The organism is Clostridium sardiniense (assembly GCF_050584765.1).
Taxonomy (GTDB): domain Bacteria; phylum Bacillota; class Clostridia; order Clostridiales; family Clostridiaceae; genus Clostridium; species Clostridium sardiniense_A.
The window spans coordinates 1548427-1566770 of record NZ_JBNOOR010000001.1 but is presented as its reverse complement, the minus strand read 5'-3'; the positions used below and the strand labels follow the sequence as shown (position 1 = coordinate 1566770).

General features: G+C 28.6%; 19 protein-coding genes and 1 riboswitch. Of the genes, 18 read left to right on the top strand and 1 reads right to left on the bottom strand.

What is annotated here, in order from left to right; genetic code table 11:
- Positions 1 to 46 precede the first annotated feature (46 nt).
- Genes ACQPUW_RS07730 through ACQPUW_RS07720 form a run of 3 tightly spaced genes read left to right on the top strand, consistent with a single transcriptional unit; the run spans position 47 to position 2923 of the window.
- Entirely contained in the window at positions 47 to 1252 is a 1206-nt protein-coding gene (locus ACQPUW_RS07730) for an NAD(P)/FAD-dependent oxidoreductase (RefSeq protein WP_430836878.1), read from the top strand.
- Between the two features lie 27 nt (positions 1253 to 1279).
- Positions 1280 to 1960, top strand: coding sequence for a 23S rRNA pseudouridine(2604) synthase RluF (locus tag ACQPUW_RS07725; RefSeq protein ID WP_430836877.1), 681 nt, complete (start codon positions 1280 to 1282; stop codon positions 1958 to 1960).
- Positions 1961 to 1984: 24 nt separating this feature from the next.
- The gene (locus tag ACQPUW_RS07720) at positions 1985 to 2923 is read left to right on the top strand and encodes a TRM11 family SAM-dependent methyltransferase (RefSeq protein ID WP_430836876.1); all 939 of its coding nucleotides are present in this window, start codon (positions 1985 to 1987) and stop codon (positions 2921 to 2923) included.
- Positions 2924 to 2979: 56 nt separating this feature from the next.
- On the opposite strand, the gene ACQPUW_RS07715 is transcribed toward ACQPUW_RS07720, so the two are convergent.
- Positions 2980 to 3564, bottom strand: coding sequence for a restriction endonuclease (locus ACQPUW_RS07715; protein ID WP_430836875.1), 585 nt, complete (start codon positions 3562 to 3564; stop codon positions 2980 to 2982).
- Between the two features lie 170 nt (positions 3565 to 3734).
- Between ACQPUW_RS07715 and ACQPUW_RS07710 the strand changes: the two genes are divergently transcribed.
- The 15 genes from ACQPUW_RS07710 to cbiG all read left to right on the top strand — a co-directional run bounded on the left by ACQPUW_RS07710 (position 3735) and on the right by cbiG (position 18343).
- Positions 3735 to 3914: a hypothetical protein gene (locus ACQPUW_RS07710; protein ID WP_204594346.1), complete on the top strand. Its 180-nt coding sequence runs from the start codon at positions 3735 to 3737 to the stop codon at positions 3912 to 3914.
- A 109-nt stretch (positions 3915 to 4023) separates the two neighbouring features.
- Entirely contained in the window at positions 4024 to 4476 is a 453-nt protein-coding gene (locus ACQPUW_RS07705; protein ID WP_430836874.1) for an N-acetyltransferase, read from the top strand.
- Positions 4477 to 4771: 295 nt separating this feature from the next.
- Complete coding sequence (tyrP, locus tag ACQPUW_RS07700; protein WP_430836873.1) at positions 4772 to 6205, top strand: tyrosine-tyramine antiporter; 1434 nt, start codon at positions 4772 to 4774, stop codon at positions 6203 to 6205.
- On the top strand, positions 6195 to 8093 hold the full coding sequence (gene tdc / locus ACQPUW_RS07695; RefSeq protein WP_430836872.1) for a tyrosine decarboxylase: 1899 nt from the start codon (positions 6195 to 6197) through the stop codon (positions 8091 to 8093). The genes tyrP and tdc overlap by 11 nt, the downstream gene beginning before the upstream one ends.
- Positions 8094 to 8247: 154 nt before the next feature.
- Positions 8248 to 8826, top strand: a complete 579-nt coding sequence (locus ACQPUW_RS07690; protein WP_430836871.1) for a TetR/AcrR family transcriptional regulator — start codon at positions 8248 to 8250, stop codon at positions 8824 to 8826.
- Between the two features lie 127 nt (positions 8827 to 8953).
- Positions 8954 to 10390 (top strand): MDR family MFS transporter, encoded by a 1437-nt coding sequence (locus ACQPUW_RS07685; RefSeq protein ID WP_430836870.1) that lies wholly within the window; start codon positions 8954 to 8956, stop codon positions 10388 to 10390.
- Positions 10391 to 10453: 63 nt separating this feature from the next.
- Positions 10454 to 10638, top strand: a riboswitch (cobalamin riboswitch).
- A gap of 157 nt (positions 10639 to 10795) precedes the next feature.
- Positions 10796 to 11629 (top strand): sirohydrochlorin cobaltochelatase, encoded by an 834-nt coding sequence (locus ACQPUW_RS07680; RefSeq protein WP_430836869.1) that lies wholly within the window; start codon positions 10796 to 10798, stop codon positions 11627 to 11629.
- Positions 11630 to 11655: 26 nt separating this feature from the next.
- Complete coding sequence (locus tag ACQPUW_RS07675) at positions 11656 to 12954, top strand: cobyrinate a,c-diamide synthase (RefSeq protein ID WP_430836868.1); 1299 nt, start codon at positions 11656 to 11658, stop codon at positions 12952 to 12954.
- A gap of 64 nt (positions 12955 to 13018) precedes the next feature.
- Positions 13019 to 13642, top strand: coding sequence for a precorrin-8X methylmutase (locus tag ACQPUW_RS07670; RefSeq protein ID WP_430836867.1), 624 nt, complete (start codon positions 13019 to 13021; stop codon positions 13640 to 13642).
- Between the two features lie 9 nt (positions 13643 to 13651).
- Entirely contained in the window at positions 13652 to 14743 is a 1092-nt protein-coding gene (cbiD, locus tag ACQPUW_RS07665; RefSeq protein WP_430836866.1) for a cobalt-precorrin-5B (C(1))-methyltransferase CbiD, read from the top strand.
- Positions 14744 to 15346 (top strand): precorrin-6y C5,15-methyltransferase (decarboxylating) subunit CbiE, encoded by a 603-nt coding sequence (cbiE, locus tag ACQPUW_RS07660; protein ID WP_430836865.1) that lies wholly within the window; start codon positions 14744 to 14746, stop codon positions 15344 to 15346.
- Between the two features lie 17 nt (positions 15347 to 15363).
- Positions 15364 to 15948, top strand: a complete 585-nt coding sequence (gene cbiT / locus ACQPUW_RS07655; RefSeq protein ID WP_430836864.1) for a precorrin-6Y C5,15-methyltransferase (decarboxylating) subunit CbiT — start codon at positions 15364 to 15366, stop codon at positions 15946 to 15948.
- Complete coding sequence (locus tag ACQPUW_RS07650; RefSeq protein WP_430836863.1) at positions 15941 to 16603, top strand: cobalt-factor II C(20)-methyltransferase; 663 nt, start codon at positions 15941 to 15943, stop codon at positions 16601 to 16603. The genes cbiT and ACQPUW_RS07650 overlap by 8 nt, the downstream gene beginning before the upstream one ends.
- A 15-nt stretch (positions 16604 to 16618) precedes the next feature.
- On the top strand, positions 16619 to 17365 hold the full coding sequence (gene cobM, locus ACQPUW_RS07645; RefSeq protein ID WP_430836862.1) for a precorrin-4 C(11)-methyltransferase: 747 nt from the start codon (positions 16619 to 16621) through the stop codon (positions 17363 to 17365).
- A gap of 3 nt (positions 17366 to 17368) precedes the next feature.
- The gene (gene cbiG / locus ACQPUW_RS07640; RefSeq protein ID WP_430836861.1) at positions 17369 to 18343 is read left to right on the top strand and encodes a cobalt-precorrin 5A hydrolase; all 975 of its coding nucleotides are present in this window, start codon (positions 17369 to 17371) and stop codon (positions 18341 to 18343) included.
- The last annotated feature ends 1 nt before the right edge of the window (position 18344 follow it).

Below are 18344 nucleotides of genomic sequence, written 5' to 3'. Positions count from 1 at the left end.
AAATAATTTATTTAGATAAATTTACTTAAGATAGGAGTAAGATTTTATGGCAAAGGTTATAGTCGTTGGAGGAGGACCTGCTGGTATTATGGCAGCTATTACTTCTTCAAAAAACAATGAAGTAATATTAGTTGAAAAAAATAATGAAATTGGTAAGAAACTTAGACTTACTGGTGGTGGAAGATGTAACATAACAAATAATAGAGATATTGAAGAATTTTTTGATAAGGTAGTAAGTAATAAAAAGTTCTTATATAGCGCCTTTTATGATTTTTCTAACTTAGATATTTTAAACTATTTTAGTGAAAATAATTTAAAGTATAAAGTTGAGTATGATCAAAAGGTATATACAGAAAGTGATAAAGCAGAAGAAGTAATTGAGATATTTAAAAAAGATCTTTCAAAAAATAATGTTAAGATAATGTATAATACAGAAGTCTCAGATTTAATAGTAGAGAATGAAGAGATTAAAGGTGTTATAGTTAATGAAGGAAAAGAGATATATGCAGATAAAGTTATAGTAACAACTGGTGGAAAGAGTCATCCTCAAACAGGTTCAGATGGAGGTATGTTTGAAATTTTAGAAAGACACGGACATACAATAAAACCTTTATATGCAGCACTTATTCCATTAGTTACAAAAGAAGGATTTGTAAAAAATCTTCAAGGTGTTTCAATGAAAGAAGTTATATTTACTACTAAAATAAAAAAGAGAAAAATTGAAACTAGTGGAGATATGATCTTTACTCATTTTGGTATATCAGGTCCAGGAGTATTAAAATTATCTTCCTATATTAATAAAGAACTAGAAAAAGGTGAAATGGAAATAAGTTTAGATTTCTTATCAGATAAATCTAAAGAGGATATATCTAAGATAATTAGAAGTAATCCTAATAAAAGTATACTAAATAATTTAAAAGGGACACTTCCACAAAACTTTATAAAAGAAATTTTAGAAATTCTAAACTTAACTGAAGTTAAGCCTAGTGACCTTAAAAAAGAAGATGAGCTAAAGCTTATTAATTATATAAAAGAAATGAAACTTACAGTAAAAGAAACACTAACTATAAAGGCAGCTATGGTTACTAGTGGAGGCGTTAATGTTAAAGAAATAAATGCTTCAACTATGGAATCTAAGATAATAAAAGGATTATTCTTTGCAGGAGAAGTTATGGATGTTGATGCTGAAACAGGAGGATATAATCTTCAAATAGCATATTCAACAGGGCATCTAGCTGGAAGTGATTATTAAATTTAATTAAAAGGACAGGATTTTTAGATGAGAATAAATAAACTACTTAGCAATTATGGAGTTTGTTCAAGAAAAGAAACTAATAGACTTATTGAAGAGAACAGAATAATAGTTAATGGAAAGCTATGTATTAAAGGGCAATGGGTAGAAGAAACTGATGAAATACTTTTAGATAATAAACCTTTAAAACCTATGGAGAAGATATATATAGCACTAAATAAGCCAGAAGGGATTACTTGTACTGCTGCGGAAGATGTAGACAATAATATAATTAAGTTCATGAATTATAAGAATTATATATTTCCTGTAGGAAGGCTTGATAAGGAATCAGAAGGCTTGATAATAATGACTAATGATGGAGATCTTGCAAATAAGATATTAGAGTCTGAGAATAATCATGAAAAAGAATATATAGTTAGAGTAGATAAGCCTTTTGATGATGATTTTATAGATGGAATGTCAAATGGAGTAAAGATATTAAAAGTTAAGACAAGACCCTGCAAAGTTAGTAGAATAAATGATGATACTTTTAGAATAATATTAACCCAAGGTCTTAACAAACAAATAAGAAGAATGAGTAGAGTTTTTGGATATACCGTTATAAGTCTTAAACGTATAAGAATAATGAATATAAGTATAGCTGGTATAGAGAAAGGTAGTTGGCGTAATCTTACAGAAGAAGAACTAGAAGAATTAAAAGATTACTAAACGAAGTATTAGGAGTATATTTTAATGAATAATATGGAATTTAAAAGGTACTTTTATGTTATAAATTATCCAGAGTATGAAGAAGGTTTATGCCAGATGGAAATGAAATATTTATTTGGAAAAGAGGATGATAGTAAAGAATTTTTTTCAAAAGTTTATATTAGCCCATCTAGAAGTCTATTCATAAAACACTGTATAAAGATTATATATATAGAAGATACACTTGAAGAAGTAGTTAAAAAAATTAAAGAAGATAACATGTCTTTTGAAGATTTTAAAGTAAACTTTATAAGACTTGATAAAAATGAAGCTAGCTATAAAGAAAGATTAGAATCTATGAGAGAGATAGGTATGTCTATAGATGGTATACCAAATATTCATAATCCTAAAATTATATTAGGATTAATAAAGATTTATGGAAAATGGATATTTGGAATATATGAAAAGGATGATTGCAAGTGGCTTAATCATGATAAAAAGCCATTTTCATATTCTAATGCATTAAGTACAAGAGTAGCGAGAGCAATTGTCAATATAGCAGTTGGGCAAAATATCAATAAAAAGATAATAGATCCTTGCTGTGGTGTTGGAACTGTAGTAATTGAAGGAAAGTCTATGGGATTAGATATAATAGGATATGAGATTAATCCTCAAATAGCTTGTAATGCTAAGGAAAATATGAAAGCATTAGGATATAATGTAGCTATTATTAAAGGTAACATGCATGATATAAAGGAACATTTTGATATTGCTATTGTGGATATGCCTTATGGATTATTTACTAAAACTACAATTACTCAGCAAAAAGAAATAATAGATACAACACGAAGAATATCAAATAAAGCAATAATAATAACTTTTGAAAATATGGATAAGATGATAAATGATTCAGGATTTGAAATTATAGATAAGAGTGTTATCCTAAAAAATAATTTTAAAAGATATATAAATATATGTAAGTAAAAAAGTGTAGGAAAATTCCTACACTTTTAATTTTTGAAAGCTTAATTATAAAAAAGCTAAACTTCAATATTTATATAATAATTTTCTGATTCTGAATATGCATCAAGAATTTTAACTATTTCATGTAAAGTTATAAATTTAATGTCCAAATCACTATTTTTATTAAGATCAGATATATATTTATCAGCATTAGGATGTATTTCACCGGTAGTTACAATGATTCCTTTTTTTATTCCATTAGACATCATTGCACCAACTAATTTCTGGCATATTTCTCTACCTATCATAAAGTCATAATTCTTTATTTTTTTATCATCTCTATAATCATAAGTAGTTGTATATCTTTTGCATTCTACGTAAGTCTTTTCAAAATTTTCATCTGTTAGAATTAAATCTACTCCGCCATCATTCTCAGAAGGTGTTACAATTACATCTCTATAATGATAAATATCATCAAAAAGCCATCTGCAAAAATATTCAAACTCTATACCTGTTAAATTAGTTATACTTTCTTTTTTCATCTTAACTTTAAACTTAATTTTTTCATCATTAAAAGTAGTTGCCTTAGTAATTAATGGAGTAATAATTTTTAAGATAGTTATAAGAAGAATCAATATTATAACTATTTCTAATGTATTCATAAAATCACCTCTAATAGTATTATTAACTAATATAATGATTTATAATCTTCAATTATATTAGAAATATTATAGGAAATAATAAAAAATAAACATATATTAAATAATAAGTATGGGACTAAGTATAAACTAGTGAATCTTTTTAATATATATTAAGTAAGGAGGTTTTATATATGAATAATTCTAATAATAACCTAAAAAACAAACGAGACAGAAGTAATGCAGTAGAAGCTGCAAGGACAGCTATAATAATGGGAATGGATAATAAGGCTATTAGTAAAATAACTATATTAACAGAAGATGAGATTCAATTAATTAGGGAAACTCTGGATAAAACAAGTAGAATATTTTAAATTAAGTATAATGTAATTTAACTCCCCTTTTACTTGTATATAAATATAGGTGATGATAAAATAATTTAATTATAGAGTATATAACATTTAAATAAAGGGGAGTTTAAGAGTGGGAAATAACATTTTTTTGTTTAATAAAAAAGATATAGATGAAATTATGAAAATTTGGGTTGAAAGTACAATAAAATCTCATGATTTTATTAATGAAAATTATTGGATAGAATCACAAGACATAGTTAGAAATAAGTATATACCTATATCAAAAACTTATATTTATAAAGAAGATGATATTATAAAAGGATTTATTAGTATACTAAATAATAATTTTATAGGGGGATTATTTGTAGCTAATGATAGTCAAGGACAAGGTATAGGTAAGGCACTTATCGATACAGTTAAGAATGAATTAAATGGTTTAACATTAAATGGTTTAACATTAAATGTTTTCAAGGAAAATGTAAGGGCCTTGAAATTTTATAAAAGAGAAGGATTTAAAATAGTTAGTGAATCAATAGATTCAGCAACATTAAAAGAAGAAATCCTTATGAAGTGGAGAAGATAGATTTTTATCATTTAGGAATAAATTTTAAATAAAAATTATTAATTTATAAAAGTAAAAAAAAGAGAGTAGAAAAATAAATTTATTTTTCTACTCTCTTTTTATTTAGACAGAATTTCTATATGGCTTTATAGGAAATTATTAGTTGTATTAAAGTAAAAAATGTGACACATAATAAATTTAGTTAAAGGAAGACTATAACATAAGTCTTTATAAAGGATGGTGATTGATAATTTTAAAAATATATTTATTTAAGTATTAAAAGTATAAAGCAAAAGAAGAGGATGTGAATAAGAGTATGGGAGACTTAGAAAATAGAAATAAAAAGCTTACCCTATTTCAATTAATAGGTATAAGTATAGCTTTTTATGGAAGTGTTAGAAGCGTACCAACATTAGCAATTGTTGGTTGGCAACAGATATTCTTTATGATAGGTGCAGCAGTACTTTTTGCAATACCTATTTCACTTATTGCAGCTGAACTAGCAACTGGATGGCCAGAGGAAGGGGGATCTCAAGTTTGGGTCAAAGAAGCATTAGGAGAAAGATGGGGATTTGTAACTGCATGGCTTTTATGGGTTCAATTATTCTTTGGTATGGTTATGGTAAGTTCTACTGTTGGTGTAATGATTGCTTATGCCATAGGAAGACCAGAGCTTGCACAAAATAACATGTTTATATTCATTATAATAGTAATTTCTTATTGGACTGTAACTCTACTAAACTTTAAATTTGATATGGGTAAGGTAGTGGGAAGTGTTGGTGCAGTAGTTGGTATATATATACCTTTTGTTGCATTAGTTATTTTAGGATTATGGTGGACATTTAAACATGGAAATGTTTATTTAGGACCACTTAATATGCAAACGGCAATACCAAGTTTAGCATCTCTAGACAAATTATCATTTTTCGCAGGAATAATATTTATATTTTCAGGTCTTGAAATTGCATCAGTTCATGCAAATAATATAGAGAATCCAAAAAGAAATTATCCAATATCAGTATTTCTATCAATGGGATTACTTATAATATTTAACCTTATTGCAGGACTTACAGAGGCAAACACAATACCTTCAGATAAAATAGAATTATCAAATATAACTCAGCCATTCCAAATTTATTTTAATGAACTTGGAATGCCATGGCTTACAAATGTTATTGCAGGAATGATAGCTCTTGGTGTTCTTGCACAATTAAGTGCATGGGTACTTGGACCTTCAAAAGCTATGATAAAGGTTGCAGAAGAAGGAAATTTACCACCTATATTTCAAAAGAGAACAAGACGTGATGTTCCTATAACATTTGTGCTTATTCAAGCAATTGTTGTGTCATTAGTAGCAGTTGTATATGTAGTAGTACCAGATGTTAATAATAGTTTCTTTATGGTACTTATATTAACAACTATTCTTTACAGTATAGTTTATATATTTATAATACTTGCAGAGATAGTTTTAAAATATAAAAAACCAGATGTACATAGAGCATTTACTATTCCAGGTGGAAAAACTGGTATGTGGATTACTTGTATATTAGCCATGATTGGAGTATTTATAACAATAGGAGTTAGTCTTATACCTCCAAGCTCTATACCGCCAGATGGAACTACTATGTACATTTCATTCCAAGTTATTGGAACTCTGGTATGTTTTATATTACCTTTAATTATATATGCATTTAAGAAAGAATCATGGAAGAAAGTAAAAGAGAAGGAGGCCAGAAAAAATGGAAGATAACATTAAAAAAGGTACTGATATTTTAGAAGATAATGAGGATATTAATTTAAAGGCCATGTTTTTAGGACCAAAATCAGAAAACGAAGATTTATTTGAAGAAAGTCTTTTAAGATTATTTAATGACCATGCAGAGTGGAGAAAGAATTTTCATCCAGAAGATGATACTATAATTAAAGTTTCTGATGAACGTAAAGAAAGTTTTATAGTAAGTAAAGATAGACTTAAGGAAGTATTGATTGAATTATCATCAAAATTAAGAGCAGGTTCTGTTCCTTGGCATTCACCAAGATTTTTAGGGCATATGAACTCAGAAACATTAATGCCAGCATTACTAGGTTATTTTGCTGCTATGTTATATAACGGTAATAATGTGGCCTATGAATCATCACCTGCTACATCTCAAATGGAAGAAGATGTTGGAGAAGATTTCTGTAAATTAGTAAGCTATAATGATGATGGCTGGGGGCATATTTGTGCAGATGGGTCCATAGCAAATTATGAAGGGTTATGGTATGCAAGAAATATAAAATCTATTCCTCTTGCAATGAAAGAGGTTACACCAGAGCTTGTAGATGGTAAATCAGAATGGGAACTTTTAAATATGAGTGTTTCTGAAATACTTGATCTTATGGATAAAGCAGGAGATAAATTAGACGAAATAAAAGAGCATTCTGCAAGAGGTATGGGAGATAAGATAGGTAAGCTTGGAAAATGGCTAATACCTCAAACAAAGCACTATTCATGGCTTAAAGCCGGAGATATTCTAGGCCTTGGCGTAGAAGCTGTAGTTCCAGTTAAAGTTGATCATCATTATAGAATGGATATGGATGAACTTAGAAAGACAATTGAAGAATATACAAGTAAACAAATTCCTATACTTGGGGTTGTTGGAGTTGTTGGATCTACAGAAGAAGGCGCAATAGATCATATTGATAAGATTGTAGAAATAAGAGATGAATTCTCAAAGAAGGGAGTTAATTTTTACATACATGTAGATGCAGCTTATGGCGGATATGCTAGATCAATATTCTTAGATGATGATTATTCATTTATTGAAGAAGATAAATTAAAAGAAAAAATGCTAGAACATGGTGCTATATTAGATGAAAGTACATCATGGCCTTCAACTGATGTATATAATGCATTTAAAGCGATGGAAAAGGCAGATACAATTACAATTGACCCACATAAGATGGGATATATACCATATTCAGCAGGCGGAATAATTGTAAGAGATAAGAGAATGAGAGATTCAATTTCTTATTTTGCAACATATGTATTTGAAAAGGGAGCTGATATACCATCACTTCTTGGTGCATTTATGCTTGAAGGATCAAAAGCAGGTGCTACAGCAGCTTCAGTTTGGACTGCTCATAAAGTAATGCCGCTTAACATAACTGGTTATGGAAAGCTTATAGGTGCAGGAAATGAAGGAGCTTACAAGCTTTATAATAAATTAGAAATGCAAAAGTCATATAAAGTTGGAGATAAAATAGTTGATGTTTATCCATTAGTTGAGCCAGATTTTAATATGGTTGACTTTGTATTTAATGTAAGAGGAAATAAAGATTTAAAAGTAATGAATGATTTAAATCATGACTTTTATGAAGAAGCTTCATATGTAAAGGAAGCTTTATATGTAAATGACTTTTTAACTTCACATACTGACTTTACAGTAGAAGATTATGGGGATTCACCACTTAAATTTGTTAATAATTGTGGAATTTCAACAGAAGAATGGAAGAGGATTAAGAAGGTAACAATATTAAGAGCTTGTGTATTATCACCATTCTTAAATTGTGAAAAAGTATTTAATGAATATATGAAGAAGATGGATGATGCAATAGTAGAAAAATTAGAAAAAATATTAGGTGAACAAAAACAATAGAATAAAGTATTTTAGGAGTAGAATTTTATAAGTATATGGAGTTCTACTCCTAAGTTTTAAAATACATTCTAAAACTTATATTTGACAATTTAAATTTTAGAATGTATTTTATATATAGACCAATCGGTATAATAAAGTTAATGAGGTATTTAAATTGGATAAAAAGATAGATACAAGAAGTAAAATATTAAATTCAGCATCAAAATTATTTTTCTCTAATGGATATCATGCTACTGGATTAAATTCAATATTAAAGGTAAGTGAAGCACCAAAAGGATCACTTTATTATTATTTTCCAAAGGGTAAGGAAGAGTTAGCATTAGAAGCTATAAAAGTAGTTAAAAATAATATAAAAGAAGAAATTAAAGAAAATCTTTATTTAAGTAATGATCCTATTGAAGGCATACAAAAGGTTATCTTAAATGTAGCTGATATAGTAGATAGAGAAGAAGTAGTCAAAGGGGTAACAGTTAGTCTTTTAGCATTAGAAGCTTCACAGACTAATGAGATTCTTAGAGAAGCTTGTATGGATACATTTTTAGAGTGGGAATCTTTATATTATAAAAGATTATTAGAGCTTGGAATATCAGAAAATGATTCAAAAGAGATAAGTAGAATAATACAGATAATGATAGAAGGGGCAATAGTAATGTCTCTTACTAAAAAAGATAATGGTTCACTTTTACTCGTTGCTGATAAAATAAAGATGATTATAAATAGCTATATAAAATAAAAGTTTATTAGAATAAAGATTATTATAAAACTTTTTGAGATTATAATAATCTTTAAATATTTTATTTAAAAATATTTTTTTAGAAAAATTATATAGACTGGTCTAATTAAAGAAAGAGGTTTAGAAAATGCAATCAAAAGAAAAAATATTTAAGGTTATGGCGGTATTACTATTTGGAGGTTTCATGGCCTTATTAAATGAGACATTAACAAATGTAGCACTTCCAAAGCTTATGGAACAGTTTAATATAAGCGCACAAACTGTTCAATGGTTAAGTACGGGATATCTTTTAGTTATAGGGATATTAGTTCCTGTTACTGCTTTTTTAATTCAAAGATTTACATTAAAACAATTGTACATAGTAGCAATGTCGTTATTTTTATTAGGAACTATAATAGCAGCTATTGCACCAAATTTTACAATATTACTTTTAGGTAGATTAATACAAGCATCTGGAACAGGAATGTTTGTGCCAATAATGATGAATACAATAGTAGTTATAAATCCACCAGAAAAACGTGGTGCAGCTGTTGGTCTTGGACTTTTTGTAATATTATTTGCTCCATCAATAGCACCAAGCTTATCAGGAATTATAATTCAAAAATTATCATGGAGATATTTATTTATCATGGAAATTCCACTAGCAATTTTAGCAATTATAGTTGGATATATATATTTAGAAAAGGTTACAGAAATAACAAAACCTAAAATAGATGTAATATCAATAATTTTATCAACATTAGGCTTTGGAGGAATTATAGTAGGCTTTAGCACTTTAGGAAATAATAATTTTAGTAAGACATTAATATTTTTCTTAATAGGAATTCTATCATTAATATTATTCTCATTAAGACAATTCAAATTAGAAGAGCCAATGCTTGACTTAAGAGTATTTAAATCTCCAACATATGGACTCGGTGTAATATTTGTAATGGTGTCTATGATGACTCTATTTGAAACATTAGTTGTTATGCCTATGTATTTAGAAGGATTATATCATATGTCACCATTCCAAGTTGGATTAGCTATATTACCGGCTGGCTTAATAAACGCTTTTGTATCTATAATAACAGGACATTTATATGATAAACTTGGTGCAAGGAAGCTAGTACCTTTTGGATTTATGATTTTGACAGTTTCATTTTATTTATTATCAAGAGTTAATATAAATACAAGTTGTACAAATGTAATTATATTGTTATGCATACTAAATGTTGGTATGCCACTTGTTATGACTTCATCACAGACAAATAGTTTAAATCAACTAAAGCCAATACAATATCCTCATGGAACAGCTGTTATAAATACTCTTCAACAAATAGCGGCTGCTATGGGATCATCTTTATTTGTTAGCTTGATGACAACAAAGAAAAATAGTTATTTAGATGGAATACAAGGAGTAGCAAATTTAAATGATAATGCTATGGCGTTAGTGCATGGATTTAATTACGCTTTCTTTATAGCAGCAGTACTTCTACTAATAGGTTTTTTTGCTTCATTTTTATTAAAAGATAAAAATGAGAAGGCTAAAGAAGAAAGTTTAGAACTTTTAGCTAAGAATTAGAAAATATATTTATTGAATAAAAAACAGATATAATATATAATTAAAAAATAAGAAATAGTAAAATTAAATAATTTAGTTTTAGGTGAATAATTTTTAAAAATTATTAAAAGGGAAAATGGTGAAATTCCATTACAGCCCCCGCTACTGTAAAAGGAGACGAGCTTAAAAGAAACCACTAATATATATTGGGAAGGATTAGGCAAGGATGACCCTTAAGTCAGGAAACCTGCCTAAAATTTGTTAGCTATTCTTCGGAGGGAAGTACAATAGATAAAATTTTGATGGATTTTTTAAATCCTATCTTGTTTTTTTGTGTATATAAAGCACTTTTATCCTTAGGGATAGAAGTGCTTTTTTGATTATTCCCATTATTTAGATAAAACAAGAAATTTTTAGAGGTGAATTATGAAAAAGGCAATATTAGTAGTTAGTTTTGGAACGAGTTATTTAGATGCATTAGAAAATTCAATTGAAAAGATCGAAACAGAAATAAAAGAGAAATTTAAAGGATATGATATATTTAGATGTTTTACATCTCATATGATAATAAATAAGTTAAGAAGAGTTCATAACATAGAAGTTGATACACCAGAGATAGTTTTAGAAAAATTAAAAGATTTAGGATACAATGAGGTTTTAGTTCAACCTATTCACATGATACCTGGAGAGGAATATGATTATGTAAAGGGAAATGTAGTTAGATTTGAAAAGCATTTCGATACTATGAAATTTGGAAGACCAATATTCTTTTATCAAGGAGAAGAAGAACTTCCAAATGATTATACAATATTCATAGAAAGCATAAAAGAATTATTAGAATGTGATGAAGAAGAAGCTGTAGTTTTATTTGGACATGGTAGTGCACATTATTCTAATGCTGTTTATGGCGCTCTTCAAACAATGCTATATGATGAAGGATATGAAAGAGCATTTGTTGGAACTGTAGAAGGTTACCCAACTTTAGATAGCGTATTAAAGAGAATTGAAAGAAATAACATAAAAAAGGTAAAATTAGTACCTCTAATGGTTGTTGCAGGGGATCATGTTAAGAATGATATGGCATCAGATGAAGAGGATTCATGGAAAACAATATTAGAAAGTAAAGGACTTGAAGTAGAAGCACATGTGCATGGTCTTGGAGAAGTAGAGGCCTTTAGAAAAATATATCTAGATCATATAGAGGATATGAAAAATGATACATATTTAGGTTGTGGTGAAACTAAGAAATTAAGAAAGTAAGCAAGAGAGAAATAGGAGGAAGGTATATGAAATCTTTAATTATTGCCTCTAATAGAAGTGGCGGTGGGAAGACCACCTTTACTTTAGCTTTAATGAATTCTTTAATGAGAAAAGGGTTTGAAGTACAAGGGTTTAAAGTTGGGCCTGATTATATAGATAGCGCTTTTCATAAATTTATAACTAAGAAACCTTCAAGAAACTTAGATATATTTCTAATGGGTAAAGATGGTATGAAGGATACTTATTCAAGAGGAAATGGAGATTTAGGAATAATTGAAGGGGTCATGGGCATTTATGATGGTAAGGGAATAGATACTTTTGGATCAACCTATCATGTTTCAAAAGAACTTAATGATATGCCAATTTTACTTGTAATCACTCCAGGAGCTCAAAGTGTTACTTTATGTGCTGAAATAAATGGATTAAAAGATTTTAAGAAAGCAAATATTATTGGAGTAGTTTTAAATTCTATAAGTCCTAGCTATTACACTATGCTAAAAGCTGCTATAGAAAAAAACTGTGATGTAAAGGTGTTTGGATATATACCAAAGGATGAAAATCTAAATTTAAAAAGTAGACACCTTGGATTAGTTCAAAGTGTTGAGGTTTCAAATCTTAAAGAAAAAATAGATTATGCAAGCTCATTATTAGAGAATTATGTAGATCTTGAAGGTCTTATAGAGGAATTTAAAGAATATAAAGCAAAAAGTATAGAATACAACTTAAAAAATAAAGATATAAAAATAGGGATTGCGTTAGATAAGGCATTTAATTTTTATTATGAAGAGAATATAGAGTTATTAAAAAGTATTGGAGAAGTTGTATACTTTAGTCCTTTAAATGATAAAGAGCTTCCTAAGGGGTTAGATTTTCTATACTTAGGTGGTGGATATCCAGAAATTTTTAAAGAAGAGCTTTCAAGAAATAAGTCTATGAGGAAAAGTATAAAAGATGCACTTGATAATGGACTTAGATGTTTTGCTGAATGTGGAGGGCTTATGTATCTTACTGAAAGTATAGACGGAACTGAAATGGTAGGATTCTTTAAAGGAAATACTGAGATGACAAAGAGACTTCAAAGATTTGGATACTCCACGCTAACTCTACATAATAATGGGAATTTATACACAATTAATTGTCATGAATTTCATAAATCAAAAGTTAATTTAGAAGAAGAGACAGTCTATAATATAAGTAAAGAAAATTATTTAGGAAATAAAAGTGAATGGGTATGTGGATATAAGAAAAATAATACTATAGCTGGATATCCTCATATTAACTTTTTAGGAAATATTAATTTCTTAAAAGAAATAATTGATTATTAAAAATAAAATTTATTTTAGAAAGTAGGTGAATGTTAGAGGATACATAGATTCTCTAACAGGAATTATGAACTATATAAAAGATCCAATGGGAATAGAAAGAAAAAGTTTTGAAATTATAGGTAGCGAACTTGGAGAGCATAACTTCACTGATGAAGAGTTACTTGTAGTAAAAAGAGTTATACATACAACAGCTGATTTTGAGTATAAAAATTTATTAGAAATAAGTGAAGGTGCAATAGATGCAGCTAAAGAAATATTTAAAAATGGAGCCAAACTTTATACTGATACTAATATGATTTTATCAGGAATAAATAAGAGAGCTTTAAATGCATTAAATTCAGAAGGAATATGCTATGTCAATTTAGATGAAGTACATAAATTATCAAAAGAAAGAGGAATAACACGTTCAATGGCTGGAGTGGAATTAGCTTCTAGTGAAGGTGTTGATATATTTGTATTTGGTAATGCACCAACAGCACTTTTTAAATTAAGAGAGCTTATAGAAAGTGGAGATGCAAAACCAAAGCTTATAATTGCAGTTCCAGTAGGATTTGTTGGAGCGGCTGAAAGTAAAGAAGGGCTAGAGAAATTAGGAATACCTTATATAAGAGTTAAAGGAAGAAAAGGTGGAAGTACTGTTGCAACTGCAATTATTAATGCTCTTATGTACATGCTTTATGAAAGGTAAGATATAAAAATGCTTGATTTGTATGTTGAAAGCGACGGAAAGAAGTTAAGGTGTGGTTATACAACAGGTTCTTGTGCATCAGCTGCTGCAAAAGCTGCAACTTACATGTTATTTAATAATGAAGAAATTAAATCTATAAAAATTGATACTCCGAAAGGTATAGTACTTGATTTAGAGATAAATGAAATAAAAAGAGGAAAAGATTTTGTAGCATGCTCAATTATTAAAGATGGCGGAGATGATATTGATGCAACTCATGGGATAGATATTTGGGCAGAAGCAAAAGTTATTGATAAAGGATATGTATTAAAAGGTGGAAAAGGTGTAGGTACTATTACTAAAGATGGACTCTTTATACCAAAAGGAGAGCCGGCAATAAATAAAGTTCCAAGAGAATGTATAGAAAGGGAAGTCCTTAGTGTAAAGCCAGAAGATAAAGGAGTTCAAATAACTATATTCGTACCAAAAGGAGAGGAAGTTGCAAAGAAAACTTTTAATCCAAGACTTGGTATAGTAGGTGGAATATCTATACTTGGAACAACAGGAATAGTTTATCCAATGTCAGAAGATGCACTTAAAGCATCAGTTAAGCTAGAGATAAATCAAAAGGCTATAAATAATGAAACTTTAGTATTAACCTTTGGAAATATGGGTGAAAGACTATGCAAAGAACTTGGATATAAAGAAAATGAAACTGTTATAATTTCAAATTATGTTGGGTATGCATTAGAGTGTTGTGCTAGCTTAAAGGTTAAAAATATAGTTTTAGTAGGTCATATAGGAAAAGTTAGCAAAGTGGCTTATGGATGTTTTAATACTCATAGTAGAGTAAGTGATGTAAGACTTGAAGTTATAGCATTAGAGTTAGCACTTTTAGGTTATGACATAGATTTTGTAAAAGAAGTTTTAGAGCAAAAAACTTCAGAGGGAGCAGTTAAATTATTAGGTGATGGATTCTATGATTTGTATAAAAATATAGGTGAAAAGATTAAAGCTAGGCTTGAGCTATACACTTACAATGAAATAAACTGTGATGTAGTTATGTATTATGATCCATGCAGTCCTAAAATTTTATGGAATTCATTAGAAGGAGAGAATTAGATGATCTATATAGTTGGTCTTGGTCCTGGAAAGCGAGAATATATACTTCCAAAAGCTTTAGAAACTTTAAAAAATAGTGATAAAATAATTGGATTTGATAGAGCTGTAAAATCTATAGACTTCTTAAATAAGGAATCTATAGTTGTGACATCATTGAAAGAATTATTAGAGGCTGTAGAGCAAAACAAGAATTTAAATTTATCAATAATAGCTTCAGGAGATCCAACTTTCTATGGAATAACAAATTATTTAAAGAAAAAGGTAAATAATGATATAGAGATTATACCTGGTATAAGTTCATTTCAGTATCTAACTAGCAAAGCACAGATAATGTGGAGCACAGCTTACTTAGGAAGTTTACATGGGAGAGAAGAAGAATTTTTAATCAAAGTAAGAGAAAATGATTGTTCAATATGGCTTACTGATAGAATAAATAATCCAAGTAAACTTTGTGAGATTTTATATGAAAATAATATATTAGCGAAAGTTACTATAGGTGAAAATTTATCTTATGATGATGAAAAAATAAGTATAGGTGCTCCAGAGGATTTAAAAGATGGGAAGTATGAACTTTTGTCAGTAGTTATAATTGAAAAAGCATAATGGAATGAGGAGAAGAGATGAAATTTATAAAGGATGAAGAGTTTATAAGAGGAAATTGTCCTATGACTAAAGAGGATATAAGAATAAGCTCAGTCTGTAAACTAGAATTAGAAGAGGATTCAAAAGTTTTAGATATAGGTAGTGGTACAGGGTCAATTACAATACAATGTGCTAAGATTGCAAATAATGGAACTGTATACTCAATAGAAAAAGATGAAGATGCAATAGAAGTTACAAGAAAGAATATAGAGAAATTTAATTGTAAGAATATAGATCTTTGCACAGGAGAAGCTACTGAATATTTAAAACAATTTGTAGAAGAAAAAAAGATTTTTGATTCTATATTTGTTGGAGGTAGTGGTGGAGGATTAGAAGAGATTCTAATTTATTCGGATAAGTTACTTAAAAACTCAGGTAAGCTTGTTATGAATTTTATAACTTTAAAGAATGTTTACGAAGCTATTGCCATAGTAGAAAAGATTGGTTACAAAGTCGATGTAACAATGCTTCAAGTAAGCAAAACAAGGGGAAAGAGCTTAATGCTTATAGCAAATAATCCAATATTTATAGTAGAGTGCAGAAAGGAAGAAATAGATGGCTAAATTATATGGAATAGGTGTAGGACCTGGAGATGCGGAACTTTTAACTATTAAAGCTGTTAGAGCTATTGAAGAATGTGATATTATTGTAGCACCAGTTGCAGTAGAAGGAGCAGAAAGCGTAGCCTATGAAGCTGCAAAGGATTATGTAAAAGATAATACAGAAGTTGTACTTAAACATTTTCCAATGGGAAAAAAAGATAGAGTAGAAAAAGCAAAAGAAGCTTATGAATACATAAAAAGCGAAATAGAAAAGGGTAAGACAGTAGGATTTTTAACTATCGGAGATCCTTATGTTTATAGTACATACATTCATATGCTAAAGCATATGAAAGAGAATGGAATAGAAGTTGTTACAATACCAGGAATAACTTCTTTTTGTGCAGCAGCTAGTTTAGTAAATAGAACTCTTGTTATAGGAAATGAACCACTTTTAGTTCTTCCAGCAGCTAGAGTTTCTGATATTAAAGATGAAAAGTATGTTGTAATTATGAAAGTTTATAAGAGAGAAGAAGAAGTTGTAAACTGTCTTGAAGAAAAAGGCTTTGATTATGTTTGTGTACAAAAAGTAGGAAGAGACGGAGAAAAAATACTAGAAAATAGAGAAGATATAATAAATTCAAGAGAATATATGTCTTTAATTATAGCAAGTAGATAATAGGAGGAAAAAGTAATGGTTTATTTTATAGGAGCAGGTCCAGGAGATGTTGATTTAATTACAGTTAAGGGAAGAGAAACTCTAAAAAAGGCTGATATAGTTATATATGCAGGTTCACTAGTTTCAAGTGAACATATGACATTCTGCAAAGAAGGAGCAGAAATATATAATTCAGCAAAGATGACTTTAGATGAAGTTATAAAAGTTATAACTGAAAATAAGGATAAGACTATTGTAAGATTACACACAGGTGATCCAGCTATATATGGTGCAATTAAAGAACAAATGGATGAACTTGATAAGTATGATATACAATATGAAGTAATTCCAGGAGTAAGTTCATTCACAGCTGCAGCTTCAGCTATAAAGAAAGAATTTACTCTTCCAAGCATAACTCAAACAGTAATTTTAACTAGAGTGGAAGGTAGAACTAAGGTTCCAGAAACTGAAGATTTAGAAAAGCTTGCTGGAATTGGAGCATCAATGGCAATATTCTTATCAATATCAATGATTGATAAGGTTGTAGAGAAACTTAGACGTGGATATGGAAGAAATGTAAATATAGCAGTAGTTGAAAGAGCTACATGGGAAGATCAAAGAATACTTCTTGGTACATTAGATGATATAAGTGAAAAGGTTAAAGAAGCTGGAATTACAAAATGCGCTCAAATTTTAGTTGGTGACTTTATAGATTGCGAATATGAAAAGAGTAAGCTTTATGATAAGTCATTTGCTCACATGTTTAGAGATTCAAAGGTTTAAAATATGATTGGTGTAATAAGTGTCACAGAGAAGGGCAATGTAATTGCAGAAAAAATAAAAGAAAATATTAATTGTAAAGTGTTTTTTAAATCTAGAGAAAATTTAGATTTAAAAAACATAACAAAAGAATTTATGGAAGAACTAGATGGAGTTATATTTATAAGTTCTACTGGTATCGCTGTAAGATTTATAGCTCCATATCTTAAAAGCAAGACAAAAGATCCAGCTATAGTTGTTGTTGATGTAAATAATAATTTTACAATAAGTTTAGTAAGTGGGCATCTAGGTGGAGCAAATGAATTAACCCTTAAAGTATCTAAAATACTAAATAATACACCAGTTATAACAACTGCAACAGATGGAATGAATATAGAAGCTCCAGATATGATTGCAAAAAAAAATAATTTGCTTATAGATAATCTAAAAGTATGTAAGGAAGTAGCATCACTTATTGTAAATAATAAAGAGGTTTACTTTAAAGACGAAAAAGATATAATATATGCACCAAAAGGATATATAAAAACAGAAGAAATACAAGACGATATGATTTTGGTTACAAATAAACTAGATATTCCTAAGAGAGATAAATTGTTAAAACTTATTAGAAAAGATATAGTATTAGGAATAGGTTGTAGAAAAGATACAGATGAAAAAAAACTTAGAAAATTTGTACTTAAGGCATTAAAAGAAAATAATTATGATCAAAAGTCAGTAATTAAGATTGGATCAATAGATATAAAAAAGAAGGAAAAAGCAATAATATCTTTAGCTAATTATTTAGGATGCGAATTTGTAACTTTTAATAAAGATGAAATAAATAGTGTAGAAGCAGATTATGAAGGCAGTGATTTTGTATTTAAAACTGTTGGAGTAAGATGTGTATGTGAACCTGTAATTTATTTAATGGACGGAAAAGTTAAAGTAAAGAAAATTAAACATGAAGGAATGACTCTTTCAATAGGAGAAAAGTACATTTAAA